The organism is Bradyrhizobium sp. BR14999 (assembly GCF_056106085.1).
The window spans coordinates 7,925,066-7,937,933 of record NZ_CM148536.1; the positions used below are offsets into that span (position 1 = coordinate 7,925,066).

Here is a 12,868-nt window from a genome sequence, read left to right on the forward strand (position 1 = left end):
CTCAACCTTGATCCGTCGGGGCCGAACTGCCCTGGCAGATATCCAGAAAATTTGCGAGGGCGTCGTCCACACTCGTGCTCAGTGGCCGGCTCAACTTTTCGAAGGGCTTGCTCCACGCATCGACGAACGTGCTGATTTTCCCATAATTGTTGTCAAGGACCGAGTGCGGCACATTCAGCAACACGCAAAAGATATGCGTGTGAAGCCGGTCCGTGATCACGTAGGCCGACGATCCAACCTGCCTCATTCCACGGGCTACACGGTTCGACGCCAGCAGGTGAAACCACCGAATGCGCACGTCGAGCTCCGACGGCGTCATGCCCTTGAGCAAGAGGAGCGCCGTCTCGAGCAGCGCCTTGACAAACAACCTCTTTCCCAAGCCTCGTTGTTCGATGAGCCAGTCCTCGACAACTGCAAAGTTTGGGAGCGTCGGAAAACGCTTTTGCTCCACCTTCTCGTGATCGGTTCGGAGCAGCAGCAACAATTTCCTGGTTACTGCCGCTGACGAGCTCTGCGCCCCCAGGCAGAATGCCATGTCCGGACAGAGATCGACGGGCGCAGTAAATTCCGTTGTCGCGATATTCAAACTTTGCACGTCGCGGACCAAAATCCGGAATTTCTTATGCGAGTTGATGATCTCCGCGGCGCGTTTGAGACTTGCCTTCGAGGAGAAGTGTATGGTTTGCGGCAACTGAATGATCTGGCGATCCGGAAACTCCGACAGAAGCCTGAGCCGAAACTCCTGATGGCTAGGCCACAGGTCGCCGAAATTGCCGCCACCATGGATAAGGATAGGTCCGACAGGAACGGCTCTTTCAAACTCTTCCTTTGACCAGGTGTCATAGGTGCAGACGTAGGACGGTGCTCGGCCTAGCTTCTTCTGCAGATAGGTCTCTTCACCCAACCATATGGCGCTGTCGCCCACATTCGAGTGGTTGGGGAAGTCCACTAGCGCAAAATTCTCGACACCCTCCAGATGAGGCCCGATGACCTTTTCAATCTCATCCTGCATTTCTGCAATCAGTGTACGAGAGTCCTTCATGGGAGTTTCGGCCATCGTCCTGAGTTCGGTCCCGTCGGTCGCATCACAGCATCGAACGGCTTTCGATGCATCGGCAAAACTTCCCATTCGATTAATCCATTTCTGCCATTGCGCCAGGTACTCGCTGCGGTTGAGCGATGACGCATCTGCCTGCCGTCAGCGAGAACGCCGGACGTTTGCGCTGCGAGCTTCCCGCGTCAGTCATTCGATCTTTCGCGCTCAGCCGGCTTCTGCCTCTATCACGCACTCGTGCCTCTCTCGGTGTCCCCTCGCCGATGCGGAAGCTGACCGGGTTCCAGAGCACGGAATAGATCGGCTTAGCAGCCAAAAGGCAAGTCTCGGCAACGCTGCCGATTAGCGACAACACCGCACATATTCATGACAAGAATCGAATCTATTGAAGTCTTAAGGCAGGCAAATGTGTTGATCGCAACGAACATAGGCAGCGAGCCTGCGGGAATGCCGCTTCTTGCAGCAAGCCTGCACCCAGTGCGTTAGCGAGCTCGGAGTCACCATGATCGGTTTGTTGAAAGACTACGTAAAGGCCCGCCTGCTTGATAACGACTTTATGATATCCGGCACCTCAAAGGAGCAGGAGCTCAGGGAATTCTTCCGGGACCTTTTCCCTGTCGTGACGGACAAGAAATTGATTCGACTGGGCGGATCGGCTGATGGCGGCTATTTGGTTCCGGACGACCTCGATGGCTGCGTCGGTTGCTTTTCGCCGGGGGTCTACAACGTCTCTGACTTCGAGCTCGGCCTTGCCGAACGTGGCATCCCGTGTTTCCTCGCTGACTTCTCGGTGGATGCACCGGCGATCCACAATGACCTGCTCGATTTCGAAAAGAAGTTCCTCGGAAACGAAAACAACGCCAAGTTCATGACTTTAGAGAACTGGATGTCGAGAAAGGGCCCTCGGACCGGCGATCTCATCCTCCAGATGGACATTGAAGGCGGCGAGTACGAGGTTCTCATCGAAACGAGCTGCGACGACCTGAAGCGCTTCAGGATCATGATCATCGAGTTCCATTCCATGGACAGAATTCTCAATCCCATCGGTCTCAAGCTGATCGGCGCTGTTTTCAAGAAGATCACCAAGCACTTCGACGTCGTACACATTCATCCGAACAATTACTTCAAACCCATCGAGTACAGGGGCTTCAAGGTACCGCCGATCATGGAATTCTCGTTCTTGCGCAAGGATCGCGCTGCTCGCCGGACGCCTGCGAGAAAGTTTCCTCACGACCTCGACAGGAGAAACGTCGCAAACAGGGACGATGTCGTGCTGCCGAAATGCTGGTTCGCTCCGGAGTGATCGCCCCCGTGGCCGCGCCGACGAATCACGCCAGCCGCGCACGACGGGCGCGCGGATGCGTGACCGTTGGCTCGCAATGGCAGAAGTGCGCTTCCTACTCTCGCGCCTGCAGATTCTCGCCGAGATATGCCTGATAGGCCAGCTTGAGCCCATCCTCGAGCGGGGTCTTGGCCCGCCAACCCAGTTTCGCCAACCGGTTGACGTCGAGCAATTTGCGCGGAGTGCCGTCGGGGCGCGAGGTGTCAAAGCTGATCTCGCCTGAATAGCCGACGGTCTCCGCGACCACGCGGGCGAATTCGGCGATCGCAATGTCCACGCCGGTGCCGATGTTGACGAGCTCGCCGCTCGAATAGGTCTTCATCAGATGGATGCAGGCGTCCGCAAGATCGTCGACAAAGAGGAATTCGCGCCGCGGCGTGCCGGTGCCCCACACCACGACGTTCTTCGCTCCCGACGTCTTGGCCTCATGGAAACGACGGATCAACGCCGCGACGACGTGGCTGTATTCGGGATGATAATTGTCGCCGCGACCGTAGAGGTTGGTCGGCATCACACTGATGAAGTTTGAACCGTACTGGCTGCGATAGGCCTCGACCATCTTGATGCCCGCGATCTTGGCGATCGCGTAGGGTTCGTTGGTCGGCTCCAGCGGGCCAGTCAGCATCGACTCTTCGCGAATCGGCTGGACTGCTAGTTTGGGGTAGATGCAGGAGGAGCCAAAGAACATCAGCTTCTCGCATCGATTGACATGCGCGGCGTGGATGACGTTGGTCGCGATCGCCAGATTTTCGTAGAGGAACTCGGCGCGCAGCGTATTGTTGGCGACGATTCCGCCGACCTTGGCAGCAGCAAGGAACACTGCCTGCGGACGCCTTGCCGCAAACCATTTATCGACCGCGGCCTGGTCACGCAGGTCGACCTCGCTTCGCGAGACCGTCAGAAGTTCGACGTTTTCCTCCGCGAGCCGCCGCACCAACGCGGAGCCAACCATGCCGCGATGGCCGGCGACAAAGACGGTCTTACCGGCCAGCTCAAATGGAGTGCTTGGCATTGGTAACCTCTCGCCTGGCCTCGAGCAAATCGGAAGCCACCATTTCCTTGACCAGTTGCGCGAACGGGGTCCTAGATTTCCAGCCGAGCTTCTCGCGCGCCTTGCTGGGATCGCCGATCAGGAGATCGACCTCGGTGGGACGGAAATAGGTCGGGTCGATCCGCACGATGATCCTGCCTGACTTCTTGTCGATACCGGTTTCCTCGACGCCCTTGCCCCGCCATTCGACTTTGCGGCCGACTTCGGCGAAGGCGAGCTCCACGAACTCACGCACCGAGCGAGTCTCTCCGGTTGCCAGCACGAAATCGTCGGGCCGGTCGGCCTGCAGGATCATGTGCATGCCTTCGACATAATCCCTGGCATGGCCCCAGTCGCGCTTGGCTTCGAGATTTCCGAGATACAGCGTCTCTTCGAGGCCTGTCTCGATGCGGGCAACGGCACGCGTGATCTTGCGGGTGACGAAGGTTTCGCCGCGGATCGGGCTCTCGTGGTTGAAGAGAATACCGTTCGAGGCAAACATGCCGTAGGCTTCGCGGTAGTTCACCGTGATCCAATAGGCATAGAGCTTCGCCACCGCGTATGGGGAGCGCGGGTAGAAGGGAGTCGTTTCCTTCTGCGGCACTTCCTGCACAAGGCCGTACAGCTCGGAAGTGGACGCCTGATAGAACCGCGCCTCCTTCTCCATGCCAAGAATGCGAATCGCCTCCAATAGCCGCAGCGTTCCGATCGCGTCAGCGTTCGCGGTGTACTCCGGGCTCTCGAAACTGACCGCCACATGGCTCTGTGCGGCCAGATTGTAGATCTCGGTTGGCCGGATCTGCTGCATCAGGCGGATCAGGTTTGTCGAATCCGTCATGTCGCCGTAATGCATCAGGAACGGCACATTGCCGGCATGCGGATCCTGATAAAGATGATCGACACGGGCGGTGTTGAAGGAGGACGAGCGCCGCTTGATGCCGTGGACGATGTAGCCCAGGCCGACCAGATACTCGGCGAGATAGGCACCGTCCTGACCGGTGACGCCCGTAATCAGCGCGACGCGCCGCTTCGACCTTTCATTCATATTGCTCACCCGACTGCTCGGTTATCATCGACGATTTTTCCCATTTTCCCAAACCTATTGGCGATTGCGCCGAGGATTCGCAGGATCTCACGCTCGGGCCCGGCCGGCGCGCCTGTCGCTCGCCAGAATCCAAAGAGTGACCCGACATAGGCAAGAGCGCTCACGAGAACAACAGCGATCAACCGAGCATAGACGTGAGACTCATGGCCAAAAGATGTGATGAAAGCCCAATTCGTCAGAAGACCGACAATGATCATCGTGCAGGTGGACAAAGCGGTCCTCAGATTCACGAGAAATTGCCGGGAGACAGAAGTGTCGATCAATTCGCGGACCAGGACCATGTTGTAGACGACACCGCCGAGCGTAACCGCCACGCGGGCGACCAGCAGGCCAACTAGCCCTCCCATCCACAAGCCCGCAACAATGAAAGGCAGCCTCACGATCAGGATCGCAACGTCGCGATGAAATAACCTGCGCGTCTGGCCAAGGGCCAGACCAAGGGGTTGGACGGTCGCGCTGAGCGTGTGCAACGCAATTGCACCACCGAGAAGCTGGATCACGATCGTCGCGCCTGCCCAAGCCTCACCCAGTGCGAGCGGAACGAATTGATCGGCGATCAACGCGAAGCCGAACCCGGCCGGAAAGGCGATCGCACACAGCATTGATTGCGCTGACAGATAAGCTCGCTGAAGAGCGGCTTTGTCGTCCCTCAGCCTCACGAACGCGGGAAACAGCGTCCCGGCGAGCGGATTTGTTGCTTCTCTTGTCGGCGTGGCGGCGAGGTCGCTGCCAAGCACATATCCACCCAGGGCGGATTTCCCGAGAAAATATCCGATGATGATCTGGTCGAAACGCCAGTTCAGCGTGCTGACGGCCTGCCCGAGCGATAGCCACACAGAGAACGAGAATAGGGAGCGGCTACCCTTTATCCGGAATTTCGGCCGGAACGGCTGGATCAGATAAGAGGCGACGACATCGATGAAGTTGGCGACGACGGCTCCGGCGATAAGCGCCCAGTAGCTCCTGAAGCAAATGGCGATCCCGGAGGAGACGAGGATGGTTGCGAGCGCCCGGCTGCTGCTCGTCACAAATTCCTGCCAGAAGACGAGTTGACGCTGCATCATCGCAAGCATCGGATTTCGAAGGCCGGATATCACGATCGAACAGCTCAGGACCAACAGGATCGGAATCAAGCGGCCGTCGCCGTAGGACAATGCCACCGGATAGGCGAGCAACGACAGCAAGAGTGCCAGCAAGCAGGCACGAGCCAGGCTCAACGTCCACGCGGCGTGGAATTGATCTTCACTTGGATCCTTGTGGTGAATGAGCGCCGATGCCAGGGACAGTTCAGTCATCGACGTCAGAACAGCAATGATGGCCGTCGCGACGGCAACCAGGCCGAAATCTTCCGGCGTGAGCATTCTCGCCAATATGAGCGTGTTCAAGAAGCCGAGACTGGCAACCACCAGCCGGCTCACGCCGATCCAAGCAGCTCCGATGGCGATTGAATTTTTCGACAAAGGGAGCGTCGTACGCGCACCAATAGCGACCATTTTCAATGCTCGTTCATTGACAGATGGTTTCCAGTGCGCGCTCGAAGATGTCAGGCGCAACCTCGAAATCGAATGGACTGGGCCCAAACGCTCCCTGCGGGCGCGTTCCCTTGCTGTCCCCCACGATGTAAGAATAGTCCGCGCCGGCGGACGTTGCGATCGTGTAGTAGTAGGGATGCACGTGGTCTGACGGGATCAACTCCAGGACTTTCGTTCCAGGCGAGCAGAATACGAGATTGGTCAGCCCCGCACCATGTGCGCCAACGACAATCGAGCATTCCGAGAAAAACGCCGCTTCATCCTCAACGTCATCAAAGTCGTAGATCTGGAAGCCGAACTTTTTCAGTGCAGGCATCAGCTCTTCTTCGTTGGCGACCTTCCTTTGTCCTTTGCGCGGAACGTATACGCGCCTGTCGTGACGAAGCGGCGACTTGGCTACCTGCAAGCGGAAGAACTCCGTAAGCCAGGGCGCATAATTCCGTCGCAAGCCTGGAAACGAAGTGCCGATCACGAGATCGGCCTGGATATCCTCCTGGCCTGCCCACACGCACTTGTGCATCGGAATTCCAAGCCGGCGAACGAGCTTGGCTGCCGTTTCGGACCCAGGCTTGGGCAAATAGACATAATCGACATCATCGAGCGAGAGGCCACTTTTCTGAAATAGCGCCAAGCGTCCCAGGCAATCGAGCAGGAAGTGCCCATAGTTTCCTCCGGCGAAATCACTCGCCAGCGAGAGACAGGTGCCGCTTAGCGGCAGCGGCGTGCCGTAGGAAATTGATCGCGGATGGCGCGAGAACGACGATCCGTACCAGGTGCTCTCGTAGAGCAGCGATCCATCCTCCGTCACGAGCCAGCCGTCGGGACCGAGGATGCGGGCCTTGTCCAGGCGGAGAATGCCCAGCTCTGGCATTCTGTTGTCAACGCTTTCACCGAAACCTGCGTCGCGGCTGCCGAATCGAACCGGCGCCTTCCGCGCCAGTACCTCTTCCTCGACGGCAGTCAGCCAAGTATGCGGATGTTCACTTCGCCACGCGCGATGATCACAAAGCCGGCTCGGGCTGCCGCGCAATGCGCCACGGAGGATTTGCCTGACGGCGCGAACCTTTGAGTTCATGGATGACTACCATTGCAAGAGACACTGACCGTGACAGGCAAGCCCGCATGACGGCCCACCTGCCACAGCCAAAGCAAAATTCAGACCGGCCGTACCGATCGCAATCAGCGGTACTCGGCTTGATCCAGATCACACGGAGTTGTGCGCACGCTGGATGCACCCCTCCGATCAGCGTCGCACATGCAGCGACAATAGACGGCAAGATCTGGCTTTTTTTGGTTGGATCACCGTGGTGTCGCAAGCAACGGGGACTTCTTTGGGGCCGACCTCGCCCGCGACTTCAGCCGTCAGTTTGCTGCCCAGCAGATAGTTCCCTTCGCGCGGCACGGCGGGCAGCGCGAATTCGATCACGCTGACGCCATCTTCCCCTTCCTTGCGAGAGACCTGTTGCAGCGGCTTCTTTGCCGATGCGACCATGGCGCCGGTTGTTGCATCGAAGACGTACGCATGAAGCGTTCGATTTGTCGGATAGTCTTCCGGAATCTTGATGGGAATTTCGATCTTGAGCGGATCGGTTGTGCTCAGCGACAATACCCCCGCATTCGGCTTCTTATCCGCTACCACATTCGTAACATTGAGGAATGTCGGCTTGGGCATGTCGTTGAGCGCTGCCGTATATCCAAAATCATTGGGATCCGGTGTCACGTCGCTCGGACCGCATTTTCGGCTTCCCCGCTCGGACGTCGTGAACTGGCAGACGCGAACGTAGTCGATCTTGAACGTCTGCGGGAAAGCCGCATCATCGACCCCGTGCCGGCCGGCCCAGGCTGCTCCGCCGACGGCGTAATTGAGATCAATGTGCGCCGGCGGCCCCAGTTGGCCGTCCTTCCTGAGCCACTGGTACATGCGCGTGTAGATGAGACGGCCGTCCCAGAAGAACGAAATGCGGTCAGGAGCCCAAACGAAGCCGGCAATATGCCAGTCCTTGTTCAGATCCTCCTTGCCGACCATGTCCTGAAACCTGAGCACGAACGAGTTGTCTACATACGTGTAGGACTGTGGCGTCCACTTATCTTTACTCATGGCATTCGAGTGCAGCATGTTCGGCTTGTCTTCCACGCCATTGATGACGTACTCGAAAATGTCGATCTCCGGCGGATGCCAGAACTTTCCATCGATGTCGTAATCGGCTTCGAGCCAGAATGCCGGCCACGATCCCCGCGCATTCGGAAGAAAGACCCGCGCTTCATAGTAGCCATAGTAGAATGTCTGATGGCTACGGATCATCGCGGAATCGAACGTGTCCGCCCCCTCATTCTTTTTTGCAGTCAGATTCAGGGCACCTTCGGACACCACGTGGTTGTCGCGGTAGTGCTGCTTTTCATCATTGAAACGATCCATCGTTTCGTTGTTGTAAATGTATCGGGTCGCCCATTTGGTTCGATCAAGCTTGTCGCCGTTGAACTCGTCCGAAAAAACCAGCTCCCAGCCAGCGCACCAGGCCGGCGCTGCGGATCCGAGTGCAACGACTATCGAGGCGACACAAAGGACTTGCCTGCGCACGGCTGCGATCATCAACGAGATCCTTTCGGTTCGGCTGTTAGCCCGGCTGGGAAACGCTCTGCCGGCCCAATGCGCAAAGACGATGGCAATGGTGACGCGCCACGTCGCAAGCCGGCACAATCAAGCGCACGAGCTCTGCGGCATTTTCCCGAATAGACAGTCAACTTGCGATCGTTTTGGGGCGGTGACTTGTCGAACAATCAAGAACATTTGACTGTTCCCCGATCAGGTTCCCTCCTTGAGTGCCGTCGAGTGCTTGATTGATCGGCCGGACTGGCGGTTTCGCTTCCGAGGCCCTGTCGAGCCGTTTTCGAATTTGTCCCGTCGCCTTCACTTCAAGGAAGCGATGGCTGATCGTTGCAACGATAAGCGACGGCGGAAGCGAAACCAGGAGGAAAAACAGTTGCGATCCGCTCCCCAATGCATCGACCATGCCCGTCCGATACATGATCAGCTTGACCCCGGCCATGACGATCGGCGGCCAGAGATAAAAACTGAAGCTGATCGTTCCAAGCCACTGCATCACCTGCCAACGCAGCATTCTTCCGATCAGACCGTTTCCTCGGGACATGCCAAGCAGGAAAATAGTCCCGAAGACGCCACCAAGAACAATAAATGGAAAAGCAGAGATCCAGTCATGGAATGACAAATATGCCGGCGTGACAAAGCCAACGTAGTCTGTTGCGCTGGCCAGCTCGAGGCCTCTCCAGACAGTCAGGAACAGCACGAAGAAGATCGCCGGGTACTTCGCCAGGGATTGCAACAAGGTCGACGATAGGTACTTCTCCGCAATGAGCACGCCACCAATCATCAGGAGCGCGCGGGGATAGTACACGACCAACATCAGCGAACTGACGGCTAATGCCAGCGCCAGCGGCCGACTGACGCCGCTGATCAGGAAAACGACGGCACATACTCCATAGAACAGGAATTCGTATCCGAGCGACCACGCGGCGGGATTGATCTGGATGATGTCAACAAATGGAGGCGGCGCCAATAGATTTGCACCAACCAGCAGCAGACTTGGACCCTTTCCTAAAAGCCAGCCAAAAATCGCGATCGCGATCACGGTCGCCCAGAGCACAGGAAGAATCCTCGCATAGCGATCAAGAATAAAGGTCAAGACCGACGATGCGCGATACAGGCTTGGCAGAATGACGATTCCACTGATGCCGAAGAAGAACTCGACACCGAATTTTCCGGTCTGCAGCGCTTCTCCCAACAGCCCCCTGGCAAACAGATCGAACGTCGGGAGGCCGGAATGAACGACGTGATAGACGAATACCATGAGGCAAAACAAACCTCTGGCACCATGAACGTAAGGGTTAAATCTTGCGCTCGTGTCGTGTTCCATATGGGAAGTCACTACAGGCTCAAGTATAGAGGGTGAACAGCCTCACGAGCGAGACCAAGATCGACCGCGATCGTTGCCCTGCGCTCAGACGTACCCACCAATCGAGGCGCCAAGAAGCAGTAATCGACGAGTCCTAACATGGTGAGCCTCGACACATTCCCAGCCAGAACCTCGTCTAACAAGCGCGCTGCAGTAGCGTCAAGCGACGAGACCAACAGCGTCATTTTCGCGCATATCGCCTTCATTCTGTGCATTTGCATGCAGCGCTTCGGACTCCTCATAGGAACCGGACAGATCTTCTTTTCGCTGTTCGGATTCTTCGCGCTCGTTGCGTGGGGATGGTGGGTTGGTCTGGTGAGCATTCGCGGGCCGCAGACTCTTGCATTCGGACTCGTCGTCGTCTGGTCTCTCTTCAGCGCGGTCGCCGCAGCCGAATCTCCCGATCGCGGTGTCGAGACCAGTGCGGCATCACTTGCGATGGTTCTTGTCACGAATTCGATCTTCCTATTCGGACCCTCGACGAGATTCTCGAACGAGGCGGTCCTTCCCGTCTTCCTGTTCTATGTTCGCCTGTGCGCCGTTCTGGCAATCGTCCAGATCGTTCTTCAATTCGGCGGAATACGCATCTTCTCGTTCAAGGATGCAATCCCGGCGCTCGATCCGGTCCTCGTCGAGTCCGCCTACAATCAAAATGCGGTGGAATTTTATGGGTCTTTGAATCGGCGCGCGAACGGGTTTTTCCCGATGGAGCCGGGGGCGCTATCCCAACTGCTCGCTATAGGTGTGATCGTCGATGTGTTCATTTTGCGGCGACTTGCCTATCTTCCGTTGTACGCCATCTCGTACGTGCTCACTCGGTCCGGATCGGGCCTCCTGGTGCTCGTCGTGTCCCTCGGTGCCTATCCCCTGATTGCTCCGCTCAAATCACTGCGGGTTATCGCCATCGGGGCGGCCGTTGCCTTGGTGATCGGCACAACGTACCTCGTTGCACCGGAACCTTTTGATCCCATCGTTAGTAGGCTTGATGAATTCAGTTCAACCAAGTCGAGCGGCTATGCTCGCTACGTCGCACAACTACAGACCTGGGACTATCTCTTTCAGACCGACAGAGTGCTTATCGGCTCCGGGCCCGGCGGGTTGGAACGGTCGCCCGCCTACTTTGGCGGCAGCGGAAATCCCGTTCTCAAGCTCGTCGCGGATTACGGAATTATCGGGCTACTGATTTTCCTGTTCTATCTCATCCTCTCGATATTCAGGAAAGACAACTCGATGCTCGCATTGACAATGCTGGCCTGCTATCAGCTCGGCGGCGGCAACCTCGCCATGGCCCCATTCCTGATCATGATGGCAATGCTGTGCGTATGGTCGCAGCCGCCAGGCGCCGGCCTGAGGTCGATCCGTCCCAAAGCTGCCGTCTGACCGAAGCGTCCCAGCCCTGCCTTGATCATCGAATGATGCGGAATCGACCGAGCAAAGCGCGCAACCATTTCGGCCGCTGGGCGGGCACGTAGCGCAAACTCACCAGGGCACGACGGAAGTACTGCGGACTGATCAGGATGCAGAAGATCCAGGCCAGCAGCGATATGCGCTGCGATCTTGAGAAACCTTGCGGCGACGCAGCCGCTCCAAGCGCATCGACAGCGATGCTCAACGAGCTATCCGCTGCGATTGGATGAAGGTCCGGCCGCAGCTTGAACGACGCTATCCGCAAACAAAGAAATATCAAATTGCGCTTGAGTGCATCGGGCGCAACCGGCAGCTTCTCCGTGCGCGCGATCTCGGAAAAGAACTTGTACCGCCTCCGCGTGAGGTCGATCTCTCTCGCAAAGCGGGTATCGTCGAGTTGAAGGAAAGCCCCGTGATTGAGGCCGTGCACGCGATAGTCTGCCAACGGCTTGGTGATCGTTACGATCTCGCCACATGCAGGAGCGGCCGCCAAAAGATAACTGTCCGGAGCCCGATCAACGAAGTCGGACTCAAAGCCGAAGACACGCTCGACAAACCATTTCGGGTAGGCATTTCCCGACCCGGGCGGCGTCGGATAAGCGCCGGTGGTTGCCATCCACTTGAGGACGTCCTCCGAGGACGGACAGGAGAAGTACTGCGGCAGGACATTTCCGGTCGGCTGCCCGTCGGCATCGATCACGCGCATCTGAAACTGATATTTGCTCGCGGCTTTGGACCAGACGGATACGATCTCCGTCATGACATCAGGACGCAAGGCGTCGTCCGAGTCGAGAAATATGATGATATCGCCGGACGACCTGCGAAAGCCATTCACACAGGACATCATCTGCCCGGCGTTCGCCTGGCTGATGATTGTGACTTCGTCTGCAAATTCGTTGATGACGTCGAGTGAATGGTCCGTCGACCCGTCATCGACGACGATCACTTCGACGTTTGGCCATCGTATGTCCAGCGCGCTGCGGATCGCGGATCCCACGTAAGCTGCGTAATTGTGGTTCGGAATGACGACCGAGAGGCGCGGCAGGGTCGCCAGTTCGACTTCTGGCAACACAGCGTGCTCTGGTATATCCTTCAACATTCGCCGCCCAGAATACTCGCGTTGTAAGTACGTCGCATGACCGCCGACAGAACGTCATAGTCGACGGACGTCAGACACCCAATCCAGGAAGGTGCAGCCTCTAGCACGTGTTTTCAAGCGCAAGGAAGAGGCAAGATTCCTCCTGCAATCCGCGGAACCATTTTACGTGTCATTCTGTTGCCGCAACTGCAACTCTATCCTGCCGCCGACAATCGCGGCTTCGTTTCGAGAGCTGGCCCCAACCATCATGGATGTGCAGAGCAGTGAAGATGCATGATAACCGATCTAGGCGCTCAGACGGTTATGCGGCGATATGTGTAGCTATCGC

Annotated in this window: 10 protein-coding genes; 2 read left to right on the forward strand and 8 right to left on the reverse strand. The window is 57.4% G+C overall.

Annotated features, from left to right (window positions below; translation table 11 throughout):
• Nucleotide 1: 1 nt before the first annotated feature.
• Nucleotides 2-1,129 (reverse strand): polysaccharide pyruvyl transferase family protein, encoded by a 1,128-nt coding sequence (locus ACR9YP_RS37050; RefSeq protein ID WP_474218365.1) that lies wholly within the window; start codon nt 1,127-1,129, stop codon nt 2-4.
• A gap of 427 nt (nt 1,130-1,556) precedes the next feature.
• On the opposite strand from ACR9YP_RS37050, the gene ACR9YP_RS37055 reads away from it, so the two are divergent.
• Nucleotides 1,557-2,357: an FkbM family methyltransferase gene (locus ACR9YP_RS37055; protein WP_370988199.1), complete on the forward strand. Its 801-nt coding sequence runs from the start codon at nt 1,557-1,559 to the stop codon at nt 2,355-2,357.
• Nucleotides 2,358-2,451: 94 nt separating this feature from the next.
• On the opposite strand, the gene fcl is transcribed toward ACR9YP_RS37055, so the two are convergent.
• The 6 genes from fcl to ACR9YP_RS37085 form a co-directional block, all read right to left on the reverse strand.
• Complete coding sequence (gene fcl, locus ACR9YP_RS37060) at nt 2,452-3,408, reverse strand: GDP-L-fucose synthase (RefSeq protein WP_130211918.1); 957 nt, start codon at nt 3,406-3,408, stop codon at nt 2,452-2,454.
• The gene (gene gmd, locus ACR9YP_RS37065) at nt 3,389-4,471 is read right to left on the reverse strand and encodes a GDP-mannose 4,6-dehydratase (protein WP_370988197.1); all 1,083 of its coding nucleotides are present in this window, start codon (nt 4,469-4,471) and stop codon (nt 3,389-3,391) included. Before gmd ends, fcl begins: the two co-directional genes overlap by 20 nt.
• A 5-nt stretch (nt 4,472-4,476) precedes the next feature.
• Nucleotides 4,477-6,024 (reverse strand): lipopolysaccharide biosynthesis protein, encoded by a 1,548-nt coding sequence (locus ACR9YP_RS37070; RefSeq protein ID WP_091894123.1) that lies wholly within the window; start codon nt 6,022-6,024, stop codon nt 4,477-4,479.
• A 13-nt stretch (nt 6,025-6,037) separates the two neighbouring features.
• Nucleotides 6,038-7,138 (reverse strand): glycosyltransferase family 61 protein, encoded by a 1,101-nt coding sequence (locus tag ACR9YP_RS37075; protein ID WP_474218366.1) that lies wholly within the window; start codon nt 7,136-7,138, stop codon nt 6,038-6,040.
• Nucleotides 7,139-7,306: 168 nt separating this feature from the next.
• Nucleotides 7,307-8,653 carry a glycoside hydrolase family 16 protein gene (locus tag ACR9YP_RS37080; protein WP_474218367.1) on the reverse strand — a complete coding sequence of 449 codons (1,347 nt, stop codon included), beginning with the start codon at nt 8,651-8,653 and terminating at the stop codon, nt 7,307-7,309.
• A 148-nt stretch (nt 8,654-8,801) separates the two neighbouring features.
• On the reverse strand, nt 8,802-9,995 hold the full coding sequence (locus ACR9YP_RS37085; protein ID WP_474218368.1) for an acyltransferase family protein: 1,194 nt from the start codon (nt 9,993-9,995) through the stop codon (nt 8,802-8,804).
• 138 nt (nt 9,996-10,133) lie between these two features.
• Between ACR9YP_RS37085 and ACR9YP_RS37090 the strand changes: the two genes are divergently transcribed.
• Nucleotides 10,134-11,414 carry a hypothetical protein gene (locus tag ACR9YP_RS37090; protein WP_474218369.1) on the forward strand — a complete coding sequence of 427 codons (1,281 nt, stop codon included), beginning with the start codon at nt 10,134-10,136 and terminating at the stop codon, nt 11,412-11,414.
• A 25-nt stretch (nt 11,415-11,439) separates the two neighbouring features.
• On the opposite strand, the gene ACR9YP_RS37095 is transcribed toward ACR9YP_RS37090, so the two are convergent.
• Nucleotides 11,440-12,510 (reverse strand): glycosyltransferase family 2 protein, encoded by a 1,071-nt coding sequence (locus ACR9YP_RS37095; RefSeq protein ID WP_474218370.1) that lies wholly within the window; start codon nt 12,508-12,510, stop codon nt 11,440-11,442.
• Nucleotides 12,511-12,868 lie beyond the last annotated feature (358 nt).

Coding starts and splice junctions, on each gene's coding strand:
- ACR9YP_RS37090 (WP_474218369.1), top strand. CDS start 10,134: ATGGTGAGCCTCGACACATTCCCAGCCAGAACCTCGTCTAACAAGCGC.
- ACR9YP_RS37080 (WP_474218367.1), bottom strand. CDS start 8,653: ATGATCGCAGCCGTGCGCAGGCAAGTCCTTTGTGTCGCCTCGATAGTC.
- ACR9YP_RS37075 (WP_474218366.1), bottom strand. CDS start 7,138: ATGAACTCAAAGGTTCGCGCCGTCAGGCAAATCCTCCGTGGCGCATTG.
- ACR9YP_RS37055 (WP_370988199.1), top strand. CDS start 1,557: ATGATCGGTTTGTTGAAAGACTACGTAAAGGCCCGCCTGCTTGATAAC.
- ACR9YP_RS37050 (WP_474218365.1), bottom strand. CDS start 1,129: ATGGGAAGTTTTGCCGATGCATCGAAAGCCGTTCGATGCTGTGATGCG.
- gmd (WP_370988197.1), bottom strand. CDS start 4,471: ATGAATGAAAGGTCGAAGCGGCGCGTCGCGCTGATTACGGGCGTCACC.
- ACR9YP_RS37070 (WP_091894123.1), bottom strand. CDS start 6,024: ATGGTCGCTATTGGTGCGCGTACGACGCTCCCTTTGTCGAAAAATTCA.
- fcl (WP_130211918.1), bottom strand. CDS start 3,408: ATGCCAAGCACTCCATTTGAGCTGGCCGGTAAGACCGTCTTTGTCGCC.
- ACR9YP_RS37085 (WP_474218368.1), bottom strand. CDS start 9,995: ATGGAACACGACACGAGCGCAAGATTTAACCCTTACGTTCATGGTGCC.